16 protein-coding genes are annotated in these 15,019 nt (G+C 41.8%); 6 read left to right on the top strand and 10 right to left on the bottom strand.

What is annotated here, in order from left to right; all coding sequences use genetic code 11:
* Window positions 1–15 precede the first annotated feature (15 nt).
* The 4 genes from L884_RS23120 to L884_RS0120245 form a co-directional block, all read right to left on the bottom strand.
* Entirely contained in the window at window positions 16–129 is a 114-nt protein-coding gene (locus L884_RS23120) for a methionine/alanine import family NSS transporter small subunit (RefSeq protein ID WP_156925731.1), read from the bottom strand.
* Complete coding sequence (locus L884_RS22475; protein WP_051435709.1) at window positions 130–1,662, bottom strand: sodium-dependent transporter; 1,533 nt, start codon at window positions 1,660–1,662, stop codon at window positions 130–132. It abuts the gene before it with no gap.
* A 211-nt stretch (window positions 1,663–1,873) separates the two neighbouring features.
* On the bottom strand, window positions 1,874–2,830 hold the full coding sequence (locus L884_RS0120250; protein ID WP_028769199.1) for a ketopantoate reductase family protein: 957 nt from the start codon (window positions 2,828–2,830) through the stop codon (window positions 1,874–1,876).
* Window positions 2,830–3,237, bottom strand: coding sequence for a VanZ family protein (locus L884_RS0120245; RefSeq protein WP_051435708.1), 408 nt, complete (start codon window positions 3,235–3,237; stop codon window positions 2,830–2,832). Before L884_RS0120245 ends, L884_RS0120250 begins: the two co-directional genes overlap by 1 nt.
* A gap of 125 nt (window positions 3,238–3,362) precedes the next feature.
* Between L884_RS0120245 and L884_RS0120240 the strand changes: the two genes are divergently transcribed.
* The gene (locus L884_RS0120240) at window positions 3,363–3,848 is read left to right on the top strand and encodes a YajQ family cyclic di-GMP-binding protein (protein WP_028769197.1); all 486 of its coding nucleotides are present in this window, start codon (window positions 3,363–3,365) and stop codon (window positions 3,846–3,848) included.
* A gap of 58 nt (window positions 3,849–3,906) precedes the next feature.
* Here L884_RS0120240 and L884_RS22470 read toward each other — a convergent pair whose 3' ends face one another.
* The 5 genes from L884_RS22470 to L884_RS0120215 form a co-directional block, all read right to left on the bottom strand.
* Entirely contained in the window at window positions 3,907–4,140 is a 234-nt protein-coding gene (locus L884_RS22470; protein ID WP_037411325.1) for a hypothetical protein, read from the bottom strand.
* Window positions 4,141–4,336: 196 nt separating this feature from the next.
* Window positions 4,337–5,752 (bottom strand): AmpG family muropeptide MFS transporter, encoded by a 1,416-nt coding sequence (locus L884_RS0120230; protein ID WP_028769196.1) that lies wholly within the window; start codon window positions 5,750–5,752, stop codon window positions 4,337–4,339.
* A gap of 237 nt (window positions 5,753–5,989) precedes the next feature.
* On the bottom strand, window positions 5,990–6,310 hold the full coding sequence (locus L884_RS0120225; protein ID WP_028769195.1) for a hypothetical protein: 321 nt from the start codon (window positions 6,308–6,310) through the stop codon (window positions 5,990–5,992).
* A 180-nt stretch (window positions 6,311–6,490) separates the two neighbouring features.
* Window positions 6,491–7,087, bottom strand: coding sequence for a peptidylprolyl isomerase (locus L884_RS0120220; protein WP_211239217.1), 597 nt, complete (start codon window positions 7,085–7,087; stop codon window positions 6,491–6,493).
* 33 nt (window positions 7,088–7,120) lie between these two features.
* On the bottom strand, window positions 7,121–7,687 hold the full coding sequence (locus tag L884_RS0120215) for a YajG family lipoprotein (protein ID WP_028769193.1): 567 nt from the start codon (window positions 7,685–7,687) through the stop codon (window positions 7,121–7,123).
* A gap of 227 nt (window positions 7,688–7,914) precedes the next feature.
* On the opposite strand from L884_RS0120215, the gene L884_RS0120210 reads away from it, so the two are divergent.
* The 5 genes from L884_RS0120210 to L884_RS0120190 all read left to right on the top strand — a co-directional run bounded on the left by L884_RS0120210 (window position 7,915) and on the right by L884_RS0120190 (window position 13,689).
* Window positions 7,915–8,472, top strand: a complete 558-nt coding sequence (locus L884_RS0120210; protein WP_028769192.1) for a porin family protein — start codon at window positions 7,915–7,917, stop codon at window positions 8,470–8,472.
* Window positions 8,473–8,665: 193 nt separating this feature from the next.
* Window positions 8,666–9,730 carry a DUF2804 domain-containing protein gene (locus tag L884_RS0120205; protein ID WP_037411323.1) on the top strand — a complete coding sequence of 355 codons (1,065 nt, stop codon included), beginning with the start codon at window positions 8,666–8,668 and terminating at the stop codon, window positions 9,728–9,730.
* A 66-nt stretch (window positions 9,731–9,796) separates the two neighbouring features.
* Window positions 9,797–10,705, top strand: coding sequence for a sterol desaturase family protein (locus L884_RS0120200; protein ID WP_028769190.1), 909 nt, complete (start codon window positions 9,797–9,799; stop codon window positions 10,703–10,705).
* Between the two features lie 104 nt (window positions 10,706–10,809).
* Window positions 10,810–12,393, top strand: a complete 1,584-nt coding sequence (locus L884_RS0120195) for a winged helix-turn-helix domain-containing protein (RefSeq protein WP_028769189.1) — start codon at window positions 10,810–10,812, stop codon at window positions 12,391–12,393.
* A gap of 411 nt (window positions 12,394–12,804) precedes the next feature.
* A complete protein-coding gene (locus L884_RS0120190) occupies window positions 12,805–13,689 on the top strand; it encodes a hypothetical protein (protein WP_156925730.1) in 885 nt (294 codons plus the stop codon).
* Window positions 13,690–13,747: 58 nt separating this feature from the next.
* Here L884_RS0120190 and L884_RS0120185 read toward each other — a convergent pair whose 3' ends face one another.
* On the bottom strand, window positions 13,748–15,004 hold the full coding sequence (locus tag L884_RS0120185) for a methyltransferase (protein ID WP_028769187.1): 1,257 nt from the start codon (window positions 15,002–15,004) through the stop codon (window positions 13,748–13,750).
* Between the last annotated feature and the right edge of the window lie 15 nt (window positions 15,005–15,019).

Raw genomic sequence — 15,019 nt, 5'->3', positions numbered from 1 at the left:
TCAAAGCAAAGATATTTATCTTTGCTTTGATATTTTCGCGGCTCTCATAGCAATTGCGATGCATACAGCCGCGCCTCCCCAAGTAATGGTTAATGCTAAAATCATCATCACAATTGCAGCTGTACTCATTTAATGCTCTCCTTTGTTTCTCGCTTTAGCGGATTTTATTCCTATATCGTCTTTACTGGGTTCACGCGAAACTAAGCTAATAAAAATTGCGATAAACAGCATCAGTGCAATTAAGCCCCAGCCGAGAAAGATCTGATCGGCGATAGGATAATCTTCATAACCGTTTCTTAGGGTATTGATCAGATTCTTGATTAAAATGACACTCAACATAATCGGCCCAATAAAGCGCAGGCATAGATTAAACCATTTTCCAACACTGAACTCGCTGCACTGGTTGGCATAATCTCGTATATCAGCAATCTTAAATAACCATGTAAGAACAATTAATTCGATAAGGCAACTTGTTAGCAAGGCGATGTTATTTATGAAGTAATCCACTAGATCTAAAAGCAGTAAACCGCCATTGGTTGAAAATGCCATTGAAATCGTAAAACCTATGCCGCATACCAGCAGAGCGGCTTTTTTGCGTGAGATTGCCAGTTTATCGATTACAGCCGCAACAACAGCTTCAATAATGGAGATATGTGAGCTGATACCCGCAACAACTAAAGCTAGAAAGAATAACGGCCCTAAAATATAGGGGATCGGCAGTAAGTTAATAGCTGCCGGGATAGTGACAAACGCTAGCCCCACGCCAGATGTCACCACATCGGTTATAGGTTTGGCTTGCTCTGCTGCCATATAGCCAAGCACCGCGAAAATCATAATGCCGCCTAAAATAGAAAAGCCGCAGTTAATCAATACCGTCATAAAAGCATTGTTATTGATATCTGACTTTTCAGGCAGGTAGCTAGAGTAGGCGAGCATAATGGCAAAACCGACGCTTAAGGTAAAAAAGATCTGTCCGTATGCGGCAGACCAAACCTTAACATCTAAGATCATGCTGAAATCGGGCCTAAATAGGTAATTAAGCCCATCGAGCGCGCCGGGGAGTAACACAATTCTGCCAATTAATAGCAGTACCATAATAAATAACAGCGGCATCATGATTTTGCTTGCCCGTTCAATGCCCGCCTTAACGCCGCTAAAAACGGCCAAAGAGGTCATTACCCAAGCAATCGCCATCGGAATTGCGATATGTAGTTGCAACGAACCTAACTTAGTGGGCGAATTGTCGCCAAGCTGCAAGTATTCGTTGAAAAAGAAGCTATTGGTATCAGTGCCCCAGCTTTGGCTGATTGAAAAGACAAAATATGAGATAGCCCAGCCGATAATTGCCACGTAGTAAATGGCGATAACAGCAGCGATAAATACTTGAAACCAGCCCAGCCATTCAAGCCTAAAGCCAAGTGACGCACCAAGTTTTCCAAATATACGAGGAGCAGCGCCGCGATGTTTGTGTCCTAGGCTAAATTCCATAATCATAAACGGGATGCCTGCGGTCAACATAGCAAATAGGTAGGGGATAAAAAAAGCACCACCGCCGTTTTCGTACGCCATATAGGGAAAGCGCCATATATTACCTAGCCCAATCGCCGAACCAACTGCGGCAAGAATAAAACCAGTCCTTGAGTTCCATTGCTCTCTTTGCATGAGCTCTGCCTTTTTGTCTAATTACAAAAATGTCACTACAGAACTAATTTTAGTCAGAATTATAAATTGCGTAGGATTAGTTTATGAATTAACAACCGTTTATGGCTTTGAAGATCTCACTGTATGCCTAGCCGTTATTGGAGCTTGGGCGGCTAAACTTATCGGTACTACAACAGATGAGTAGATTATCTTGCTATAACACTTGAAGACGTTACAGGTACTTTGCTTCAATCTGTTTAATTTGTTGTTGCAACGACAGAATAACGGGGGCTGCAAGCTGGTGGACGCTGGCTCTTTGCAGCACAAAACCATTAATTGCATCGATTTCTGTCTGCCTATGGTGATGCACATCCTGATGCATTGATGAGAAGTTATCCGCAGTCAATTCAATAACGAGATACACCCTTTGCAGTAGGGCATCTAGATCAAGTTCAATATTGTCCTGTTTAGCGACCGCTACTAACTCACTCACCGCATTGAAAATGAGTGGTTTATGTTCATCGGCAGCGAGCTCCCCGTTACGGCAATTAAAAATCGCGGTAAGTGGATTTATAGCAAGGTTAACAGCAAGTTTTTGCCACAGTAAGGGCAATATCTCGGCGAACCATTCACTTTGAGGAATAGCGTTTAATAATATCTGTTTAAGCTCTATCGACAGTGGCGGTAATTGCGCCAGCATTTCGCTGCTACCTAATTGAGTTAAACCTTTACCAGTTTGTTTGATATGCCACTTATCTAATTTTAATGCCCCTTGGGAGGTGGTACCTAAACTGACTCCCAGTCCTTTAAGCATAGGGATGATCTCTATGTGAGGTCCCATGCCGTTGTGTAGCAATAGAATATGCGCTTGAGATCCGAGCAGAGGTAAAATAGGCTCAAGAGCATCGCTGACTTGATAAGCTTTAACACAAACAATCAGCAGATCTACTTGATTAAGGTGCACCTGATAATCTGCTTTACCTATGAGCTTTGCTTCACGGCTAATGATTTGCTCATCAAGAGTTGTAAAATGCAGTGGTTGTATTGATGAGTTGGTATCTCGACTAATAAAACTGAGCTGACTTTGCGATTGCTGCGCGAGTTGATGATAAACAAGCTGACCAATTGCGCCAGCACCTAAAATACAGATTTTAGCAAAGGCCGTTTTTTGATTAGATAGTGTAGACATTATTCTGGATCAGAGTCGACAAGTTTAGCAGCTTTAAAGTAGCGCAGGTAAAGCCAGTGGCATATGTAAAACAATAATATTCCCAGCATATCAGCAACAAAGTCTGCAAATGAGGCACTTCGATAAGAAAGCTGAGATTGAACTAATTCAATAAATACCGCATAGCCCGCTAGGATGATGGCGAGTATATACCACTTAGGCTTAAAGGCGAGGTGGGTTAAATAAGACAACATAAAAAAGCTACCCATATGGCCAATTTTATCTAGGTTAGGGATCCCACTTGGATAGTAGTTTGGTTTAGAGAAAACCAAGTAGCTTACTAAAATTAGCGTTAGTGCTAGCGCCCACTTAAAAACTGCCTGTGTCTTTATCACGTCATCGTCATTTGAGTTATTTGCGTCAATCATAAGAAAAGCGTTAGCTAAAGTCACCTCTAAGCCGAGATTTCATCTGATTTTATGGTTAATTTACTTCAAGTTCATCTTCTCAATGCGTAAAATACGGCCACAGAAATTTTTTTAGGACCAAACTTATGCCTTCAATGGATATTGTTTCAGAAGTAAATGAAGTTGAGCTGCGTAACGCGGTTGATAATTCAGTTCGTGAATTGAAAGGGCGCTTTGACTTTCGTGGTAAAGAAGCCTCGATTGAATATAAAGACCATGTGGTTACTCTAACTGCTGAAGATGATTTTCAGGTTCGTCAGTTAGTTGATATTTTACGCATGCAGATGAGTAAGCGTAATGTTGACCCGAAATCAATGGATGTTGATGAGAAAGCGGTTCACAGCGGTAAAACTTTCTCTTTAAAGGTGAGATTTAAAGAAGGTATTGAAACCTTAGTAGCTAAAAAGCTAGTTAAGCTGATTAAAGACAGTAAGCTGAAAGTACAATCATCGATTCAAGGTGATTCAGTGCGAGTAACGGGTAAGAAGCGTGATGACTTACAAGCGGTTATGGCACTAGCTCGTGAGTCTGATCTTGGTCAACCATTCCAGTTTAATAACTTTAGAGACTAATCTTCCTTGGGGGATGTCTCAATGAGGGCTGCTGCGTTAGCAGCCCTTGTCATATGAATTAATCTTTTAGCTTATTAATCTCTTCACTCACTTCATAACCTTTATCGGTAATGATTTTCTCCAAAACCACTAAACGATGTTGAATGCTTTTCACTTCATCAATAAGCTTCATTTTGTCACTACTATCGATTTTTGCTTCAAGCTGCTTCATACGAAAGCGGTATTTAAAAAAGTCAGTACCAAAGATGGCAAACACGATAATTGCAACGATAATAATTTGACCGATATCCATATTCTTTCCTTTTACTAGTCCAAGTTAGTCATATTGTTAACATAGCTTAAGGCAAATAAAGTGCCAACATTAAAAGTCTTTAATTTCATGGCTTTATGGTTTTACCGCCAAGTTGAAATATCTAAAGTCACAAAAATTATCGATATTACTCACTTGTTGGTGAATTAAACCATTGCTCGATATCACTAACTTTATATTAGCTTTCGTACTCTTTGGCTTTATCTTGCTTAAGCAACTCATCTTGCTCGATTGACGCCGGATTAGGTGCATACTTTTGAACTAACATAATAAGTCCAAGAACCGGGAAGCCAATTAAACTGGCTGCAATAAAGAAGCTAACATAGTTATAGGCATCAATATAAGCACCAGAGAATCCAGCAACAAATTTAGGGAACAGCAGCATTATTGATGAAAGAAGAGCGTATTGGGTTGCACTGTAACCGCTACTAGTCAAGCTAGAGAGGTAAGCAATGAAGGCGGCTGTTGCAATGCCTGCACTGAAGTTATCTACCGAAATGGCAAAGGTTAAAAAACTAACGTTATAGCCGATCATAGCTTGGTAGGCGAATAGTAAGTTAGTCACTGCAACCAGCAGGGCGCCGAGAAATAGAATTTTCATCGTGCCATAACGGGCGATCAATAAGCCGCCTGCTCCAGCTCCGACGAGTGTCATAATTAAACCGTATACTTTACTTAGTGTGGCAATTTCAGTTTTTGAAAAGCCCATATCAACGTAAAACACGTTGGCCATAATGCCCATCACAATATCGGAAATTCGATAGCAAGAGATAAGCAATAAGATAAGAATTGCACTGCGGCCATATCGTTTAAAGAAGTCAATAAATGGCAGTACGCTGGCGGTATAAAGCCAAGATAGGCTCGCAGCAATAAAGGTTGGATATTTGGCGGCAAACTTATCTTTAAGTGCAGCTTCTTTTTCATCTGCATCCTTGGTTTCAACAGTAGGTTCACTGCTAAATAGGGTGGTCAGAATACCGATGAACATTAAGCCTGCCATGCTGATATAAGCTGTTTGCCACGAAACTAAGCTGTAAGCTTCGCTTTCAGGTTCTATCCAAGCCGCAATGGTAAGAGCACCCGCCGTAGCAACAATCATGGCTGTGCGATATCCCACTTGATAAGCCGCAGCAAGAGCGGCTTGCATTTTGACTGGCGCTGATTCGATACGAAAAGCATCGATAACAATATCTTGGGTAGCCGAGGCAAAGGCGACCATGAGTGCAAATAGCGCTAGCCTTTCAAGATCAACTAAGGGATCACTTTGGCTCATTCCAAGTATGGCTATCACCAATAACAGTTGGGCGAACATCATCCAGCCCCGTCGCCGCCCCAAAAGTCGGGTAAATATGGGCAGTGACATGCGATCAACTAATGGTGACCAAGCCCACTTAAAACCATAAGCTAGAGCAATCCAGCTAAAGTAACCGATGGCTGTACGATCAACACCCGCTTCTCTGAGCCAGAATGATAATGTTGAGAACACTAACATGAGCGGTAAGCCAGCTGAAAAACCGAGCAATAACAGGATAAGAACCCGTTTATGACAATAAATTGATGCAGCGTCTTTAAAACGCGAAAAGAAAGAATGCACGGGGGCGAACCACCTAAGGTAGAGAGATAACAATGAGTTCAGCTAGCTTACGTAGGACGGTGCCAGGGTTCAAGGGCACAATAATGTTTTTTATCTCAGGATAGTGATTACTGCCGTAGCGGTTACTACCTGCGCGAGATTTACTTCATTTTAAGTTAAGGCAATAAAAAGCCCAAACCTGAAAGGTTTGGGCTTTGTTAGAGTTTTTACACTCTGGTGTGATTAATGGTATGGCTTTTAAGGTCTGATCCCGATACAGCCTTGAGGAATTTGGCCACCAAGACTTAAATAGTCGCAGCAGTCGTCAACTTGCTTTCGCAAAAATTGATTTCCTCTAATAGCCCAACAAGGCCATTTATCAAAGGCATGTAGTAGGTGCCAAAACACTCGTTCCATATCTGTTTGCGCTTCACCCTGATGATTGTACATCTGCCATTCTTCAAGGGTGTCCCATAGGTACATCTGGATTTCATTGAAGTCGAGTTGATTGCTCAAAAATGCTTTTCCATAGAAAGCCAGCTGGGGCGCCTTACCATCAATGAACTCATCCGCTGTCATTGAGCCGCCTCCTTATTTTACAAAAATAAGTATAGACACATATTGCTAGTTGCTGCTCAAATTTTTTGGTTTATTACACTTTCATTACAAAATATTGTAAGGCTTAGCTTTATGTTAGCTAAGCCTTGGATTTATCTTTAAAGTGTCAAAAAATAAGATTAATCAACTGATTATATTGGACTAGTTACGAGGTAGTAGGGTCGCTTTTTTTAGTACGATATCGGTCACAGGAAAATCTGGCCATTCAATCGTGGTATTAAACTCGGTTGGAACTAAAGACATAGCTTGTAATACTTCCATCCCCGAGGTGACTTCACCAAAAACTGCATAACCCCAGCGGCGTGAAGAGGGGTCTAACTTTTCATTATCGACCACATTAAAATAGAATTGGCTGGTGGCTGTATGAGGTTCTGCTTCTCTTGCCATGGCAATCGTGCCGGTTAGGTTAGATAAACCGTTGCCTGATTCGTTGACGATAGGCGCAGAGGTTGGCCTTTCCTCTTTATTCAAGTCTAAGCCGCCACCTTGAACAACGAAATCTGCAATAACACGATGAAACAGCGTGTTGTCATAGTGGCCTTTAACTACATAGGTTAAAAAGTTATCAACGGTAATAGGGGCACGAGTTCTATCGAGCTCAACTACAATTTTGCCCATAGTGGTGTCTAACTCAACCTGAGGGTAAAGCGTGTCAGGCTGAATATCTACAGCGTGGCTAACTTGGCTTATAAGTAATAGGCCTAAAGGTGCAAGCGCTTTTAAAATCCAAGATTTCATTTGGTTCCCTTATTGTTAATTAAGCGGCGTTAACTACTGTTGAATAAACTGGTTTAATTCAGGATCGTTGATAATATCCTGAGTTAACTCACCAATTAGTTTATTGATTTCTAGCTCTAACGTCGCAAAATCTGCACTAAGTGGACCTTTTAATAAACCCTTTGCACGATAACGCTTTGTCAGCTCTTGATTGGTGTTCTTGGCTATGACGTTAATAATCACTTGGCTGTTAGCTTCGAATCCGAAGGTGCTTTCATTCACGTCGGTAAGTAATTGTTCCAGTTGAATTTGCATATGGTTTACAGCGCTTGGATCGATTCGATAGCCTGCTTGGGTAAATCCTTGTCTAAATACTTGATCCATTTGCACCCGTGGTGCTTCTGTTGGGCTAACTAAACGCGCTGCTTTGTCGCCGTCATTGAATCGCACAATAAAATTGGCTGAGCGAGTATCTATGGTTTCTATTGCGATCGGCAGTTCAGCTTCTGTTTGCACTGAAATCGCAGGAACTTCGGGGTTTAATGCAATGTGCGATGGGCCTTGGCTGGCGCAACCAACCATAACTAATGCGGTCGTTAGTATTAAAAGTAAAGATTTCATTATTATCATAAATTAGCAAAAAGTTGATGGCCTCAGCATACCAGAATAGCGTTGGTATTCCAGCGCTACACGGCTCTTTTTGTTATTGCTTTTTGATGCCCAAATTGGTTGTAGATTAACCATGATTACTTATTGTAGTATGGCGAAATTAATAGAGAGAGGCGCTAATTTAGTCATAAATTAGTTGTTTCATCGTTGTTCTATAACGCGTATTTAAAGGAGTTAATATGCGAATACTTTCTGTGTTGGTTGCAGGGTTATTAAGTTGTAACGCCATGGCTGTGCAAGGCGATCATATTATGGGCGCTAACGTTGGTTTTGGTCACCAAGATTTTGAGGGGAGTTCAAGTGACAGCTCAACGAGTGGTGATAATATGATGTACGACATTTATTATCGCTATATGTGGCAGGATAACTTCGGCGTTGAGGCGGGTTACCTTTCAGGAAGTGGCGGTATTGTTAGTGCGTTTGTGGGCATAATAGCCAAAGTGAATAACATTGAATATAACGGTTTTAGAACTGCACTCTATGGCGAATATATGTTGTCTCCGAGTAATCGTCTTTACGCAAAATTGGGGGCTAGCGCCAATGAGCTTAGCTACGATTTAGAAGCTAGCAATAATAACGTTAAGTCTATTAGTGATAGGGATGTTGACCTATTCAGTGCTGTAGGTTGGGGGATCCGCTTTAATTCGGGTTTAGGTATGAATATTGAGTATCAATATATTCCAATTCAACAACTGACTGTACAAAACTTGAGTATTGGTATGAGTTACCGTTTTTAGCCAGCTATTATCGCCCCGCATTTTTAAGATAGCGCAGTCTAATGCGCTATTTTTGGAGGTATTCTTCAATTCAGCTATTAATCTTCAGTTAGTGCATTTACAAATGCGCAACAAAAAGTGGGTGATTCACTTTTAACCTGCCTCAGTTCCAGTTAGAGTAAAAGGTCAAATAAGCGTTAAGGACCTAAGACTTATGTTAGCGAAAGCTGCTGATTGGACGCCACAAATATTGACCAGTGTACCTGCGCCGCAGCGATTAATTGATGAAGTTGGGCAACCTGTGTTTGGTCACTTCGATGGCCCAGTGGCTGAGCTTGGTGTAGAACACTTTAACTATCGCAACGAAATGGACAAGCCAGCATCGCGCTGGGCTAAGCATTTCGACTATAAGCAGTTTCAGTTTTTAAGCATAGTGACCCCGCATTATGTGATTGGCGTTGCTTTAGCAGATATCCGCTATGTAGGCAGCGCTTTCTGTTATTTATATGACATCAGTAGCAACCAGCTTATTGAAACGAGTTGGCTTAAGCCTTTAGGCCTGGGTTATCAAATGTCGGACTCGCCAATGCAGGGCTGTGCCAATATTAAAGGGACAAAAGGCAGTGTTACATTTGAGATTGAACAGGGGCTTTGGCGATTAAGATTAAACACTTTGGGTATTGAGGCTGATTTAACCCTGCAACCAGATGTGTTGAGTTTACCAATGGCCATGTGTAATCCAACCGGATATAGCGGCTGGACATATACCCAAAAGCATAATGGTTTAGCGCTAAAGGGGAGTTTGTTGATAAACCACGAGCCCCAGCCACTGCAACGTGCTTGTGCTGGTTATGACTTTAGTGCTGGCTTTATGCGGCGTGATACGAGCTGGCGCTGGGCAAGTATTAACTGTATTAGCGAACACGCAGTGCTAGGGCTTAACTTAGCTGCTGGCGTTAATGAAACTGGATGCAATGAGAATGCATTTTGGCATAACGGTGAACGTCACTTACTGGGGCCGGTGCATTTTCAATTTACTCGGCCTACATCGCAAAGTCAGTCAGCAGGTAAATGGCGAGTCTTTTCTGATAATGGGCAAGTGGAGCTCAGTTTTACCTCTAAAAACTGTCGTCAAGAGAAGCTTAACCTAGGCTTTTTAAAAAGTAATTTTAGGCAATATATAGGCTATTTCGACGGTTTTATTATTGATAACTTAGGTAATAAACACCAATTAAATCAAGTGCTAGGGCTAACAGAAGATCACTTTGCCCGCTGGTAGCGACAGATGCATGGTCGGCGTATTTGAGTGTTGGCGCCAGACTGATAAATAAAAGGATCATAGAAGATGGATTTTAATTCACTGATTGCCCACCCTGAAGTATTGCTCTTGGTGTTAGCGCCATTATTTTTCGTGTGTATTTTACTCGAATGGTACGTGGGTGATAGGCAGAACAAGTTACCGCTTAATGCTCGATATCATTTACCTGAAGTGCTATGTAACTTTGCGTTAGCAGGGATGCATCAGTTAACCGATATCCTGACAGGCTTATTGATAGCAAAGCTGTACTTAGTCTTTTTTGGTTGGCGATTATTTGATATTGAAATGAACGCAGTAACCTTTGTTGCGTTGATGATTGCGCAGGATTTTTGTTATTACTGGTTTCATCGTGCTAGCCATCGAGTGCGTTGGATGTGGGCTGCCCATGTTGCTCACCACAGCTCAGAGAATATGAATTTTAGTACCGCATTTCGTCAGAGTTTAATGTATCCATTAGCAGGTATGTGGTTATTTTGGCTGCCTTTGGTGATTATTGGCTTTGATCCTAACTGGGTGGTTTTTGTGGTGCTATTAAATTTAGGTCTACAGTTTTTTGTACATACTCAATCAATCAAGTCATTAGGGATCTTTGAGTGGGTATTAAACACACCTTCACACCATAGGGTGCACCATGGCCGTAATCCCCAATATATAGATAAAAACTACGCAGGAATTTTAATTATTTGGGATCGTTTGTTTGGCACCTTTGTCAAAGAGCGTGAAACGGTTGAATATGGAATTACTAAACCGATAAATAGCTTTAACCCGTTGGTGGTGACTTTCACTGAATGGCGCGATATGGGAGCTGAATTTTTAGCGCCAAATCGCAGTTGGAAGCAGCGATTTAGTGCGTTATTTGCACCGCCGCAAACAACTCAAGCAGTCAAGAAGGGAGCTGAACTGAGCAGTGTTAATAGTGAAGCTGTTAAAGACTAATTTGAGCCTGCCAATATAACTAGTGTCATATTGTGATAAGACAACCACTATGGCTTCACGGTAATATTTAACCGAGACTCAAAAGTGCTAAACAAGGATGAGGCGTGCCACAAATAGATTTTCAGCAACAAGATTTTAGCCAAGTATATTGTGCAGAGAACTTCAAAATTTGTTGCCGTGAACGAGTGGTTTATTTTGCTGAGCATAAGGTTGAAGTTAGGCCAAAAACCTTAGCGTTAATGCAATATTTAATTGAGTCAAAACGCGATATTTGCACTAAAACTGAACTGTTGGAAGCCATTTGGGATGATGTACATTGTGACGAGCAGGTACTGTTTCAAACGATAAGTGAAATTAGACGGATATTTGCACCACAAAAAGTCATCCAAACCTTTCCAAGAAAGGGCTATCGCTGGTGCGTCAATGTGACTCGTCAGGCGCTAGAACCGTCAGCCGTCCATGCTGACATCGGTGGTGTAACAACTTCTGACAGCTTTTTGTCTAATGATATTTGTCATCTTGGGGATGGGCATGCCCCCCTTGATACTAATAAGCATCCTTTAGCTGTTGAGCTGGTATTGCAGCACTATAAACTATTGTTAGCGCTGTTAGGCATCATAACGCTTTGCTATTTTCTGTTATTCAATACAACAACGTTTGATAAACAACGTGTTGCTGCAACGGGGACAGTGATTATTTTGCCTGTAAGTAATCAGGTTATTGGCAGAGATCATGCTTGGGTACCGTTAGGTGCAATGGATCAATTGATTGGTAATCTTAATAACCGTGGCAAAGTGATGAGTACCGAATACGTGCTGCCGCTGGTTGCCAAGTTATCACTGACTGCAAACTATAGTCACAATGATATTGCAACAATGTTTAAGCGCACTGGAGCAAACTTAATTGTTGAAACCCAACTCCACGGCAATGTTCGTGACTACCAACTTTCTTATCGACTTCATGTAAAGCAAGGTGAAACCGTTGGCGTGGTTTTTAGTACTAGCCTCGACGATGCGTTATTGCAACTTGCTGCAATCATCAATCGGCATTTAGGTGCAAGCGCGGCGGCGATCCGAGCTGATTTTCAAAGCGAGCTTAAAAACGAATTGGTGTTTCAAGCCATTGTTCTGTATAAGCAAGGTAAACTAAATGCCGCCCAAGCTATGCTTAGGAGTACGTTAGCGATAGAGCCTGATAATCACAGCGTGCGTTTATTACTCGCTCAGTGGTTGATGTTGGCGGGTAAAGAGTTGCAGGGTAGGGAGCTTTTATTCGAACAAACCAACCTGCTTCAACCGACAAGCCACTTGAGTGGGCGTTACGCCTATTGGCTTGCTTATAGTTACAGCCAAGAAAACTTCGGCGCAACACTCAAAGCACTCGAGCAGTCCATCAAGCAAAGCCAAGTTGATAATGACTTTTTGTATCTGGGATACGCCTACCAATTAAAAGCTGCACTTTATAGTGATCTCGCACAGCAAGCGAATATCAATCTTGCTGTGGCGGAAGATTCATTAAAGCAGGCGTTGGCTTTTCATCAAATGATTTTTTGCCCAATGGGAGTCAGTCAGGTAAAGCTAGCGCTAGCATCGCTTTATCAGCAGCAGGGAAAGCATGAATTATCATTAAGCTACTTAGAGGCTGCAAAAAAACAGATCCGTTTACACGAACTGACCATAAAAATATAGCCTCAGAGCAATTTAATCTCATCTTAGTTGTTAGCTTGGTATTTGTTTAATTTCTGAATTTTAAAGCTGTTTTATAAAATTTTAGAAAGTTTTGGTGGTAGTGGATAACGCACTGGTCAACAGTGAGTCATCACTTACTTTAACACTCTAAATTCTATGCTTAATCGATGGTTCCATTTTCGCGCTTTGATCAGCTTGGTTATTTTTGCCAGCATGTTTGTCATGTTTGCTTCGTCAATTTTCATGTTTGTCAAAAGTCATTATCCACCAGTGGCAACATTGCACACTATTGTTGGATTCGGGTTGTTGCTCGCTGCGTTTTGGCATTTGAAAAATAATTTTACGCCGTTAAAAAGTTACTTGCAGTTGCGCTTCTGGGGCAAAAAGTCCCGCTATAAATGGACCTTGCCGATGGCATTTTTATCGGTTGCGATATTAGCTGCTTTATCTTGGCTTGGTATTCAGCCAGTTAAACAGTTTTACCAGTGGGGTATGACGCTAAGGGCAACGGATCTGGGTTTTGAAAATCAAGAGCTGCGTTACCTTTTAGTCGATAATACTGCTGAAGGTTTAACTACGCCGCAGTTATCTATTGAGTTTAAAGCGGGCGTAGCTTTTCAGTGGCCGCAATATGCGATTTGGTTAGAAACATTAGAGGGGCAATTTGTTCAACCTATCTATGTAACACAAAAATTGGCTGAAAATAACTTTGCTAACCGGGTCTCCACTCGTGACAAGAATGCTGTATTTACCGATAACCCGTTTGAGCGGCCAGGGTTTACGATGGAGCAAGCGTTTGATTTAGTGGTGGAGCCGGAAACGCGTAATGATAGGTTTCGAAAAGAGTCTTTGCCGGTGTTTTTGCATAAGTTAGCAAGCAACAACCAGTCAGTAGAGGCAAACCAAATCAGTAAGTTGGTAGATGGCTACTCTGGCGCAACTATGATGAACAACTTTATTTATCGCGCGAGTGTCGAGCAGAAGCTGAGTGGTATTTATAGGTTACGTCTTGAGGTTAATCAATCATTCGACTTTAACCAATATTACGCGAGTGATCGTTTTCCTGAAGATGCGGTTTATTCTGGTAGCGGTTATTCAGCGCAGCCTTCGGTGATTTATGAAACTGAGATCAATTTCGATAAACCGAATGCGCTATTTGTAATGAAACTGATTGGACGTGGCCATCATTCTGGGCAAGATGGTGAGGTACATGCTGATCTTTCGGGAATGACTTCAGCGCTCCAGCTAGTTGATAGGGTGTTAGTTGAAGTTAAAGCGGCTAACACTGCTAGTTAGAATGTGTTTAAAAATTAAAAAGGTGAGCATAAGCTCACCTTTATTGGTTTAAGGCTGACTATTTTGACTTTGGTTTACCATAGAGTGAGCTTTGTGGGTGCGGCTCATCATTTGTTTGGTTTGCCGCACTTGGCGCTTGTGAATCAAACTCTTGCGCTTTTTTACTGATCTTTTGAGCCTGTAAAATAACAAACTTGCCGTTAGAGGCAACCGTGGTACAGTTTTTAAAAATACGCTTTAATTTAACGTGATAGGCTAAATGACGGTTACCTACAACATGCAGTATGCCGCCATTTTTTAAACGTCTAAAGGCGTCTAAAAACATCTGCCATGCAATATGGTCAGTAATTGCTTCGCCTTGATGGAAAGGCGGGTTACACAACACAAGATCTGGGCGGAAGCCCTCGCTCATATTAGTCAAACAGTCATCCCAGCCAAAAGTCGCTTGCTCACCCACAAGGGCTGGGTTATCAAGTTTATTTGCTTGCCAGTTAGCTCTTGCTGAGGCCACGGCCATCTCTGAATCATCGATGAAATGAATATAAGCTTCAGGAAAAACTTGTTTGGCGTGTAAGCCTAAAATGCCATTACCGCAACCTAAATCGACAATCGATTTAAAGTTACCTTTTGGCATATTATCGAGCATGATCCGCGCACCAATATCGAGCTTGTTCGCTGCAAACACATTGCTCAGATTACTGATCTCTAGATTAAACTCAGGTACAGACCAAGTTGTGGCTTTGGGCAGAGTACGTGGCTTGCCGTCAGCAACACAAGTGATCACACGGGTCTTTTTCCATGCAAGACTCGCATTGGCTGGCCCTAAATATTGGCCGATGGTCTCTAATAGCGATTTATTGATTGATTTAGCTTTAGCGCCAATAAGTACTTGAGTGCCAGCGGGCAACACTTGTGACAATCTACTTAGTTGGTGGCTAAAATAAGTCAGGTTTTTAGGCAACTTCATCAAGACGAGGCTAATACCTTGTGGCAACTCGTCACGGCTATTAACCCAAGTAATACTGTTGCTGTTTAGCTGATTACGCTCAATATTTTGTTGAGTACCGAGTAAACTGGTTTTGGCATCTGTCTCAATCGTCAGTGGCCAGCTAGCATTGATCGATAGTAATGCTGTAGTTAACGCACCGAAACTATCATTAATAACCGCGGTATTGGCTGGTGCTTGCTCAGTATCTAACAAATGTTTTATTAGGTGCTCATCGGCAGCATCCCATGCCTGCAGATTGGATTCTTGTCTGCTAGGGTAACGGAAAAGTTCGAGTTCAATACCCGATACAGAAAATTGTGTAGTCATATGCCAATCAGTACC

It is taken from the genome of Shewanella fidelis ATCC BAA-318 (assembly GCF_000518605.1).
GTDB lineage: Bacteria > Pseudomonadota > Gammaproteobacteria > Enterobacterales > Shewanellaceae > Shewanella > Shewanella fidelis.
The sequence above is the reverse complement of the archived record's forward strand: the minus strand, read 5'-3'. Positions and strand labels throughout refer to the sequence as shown.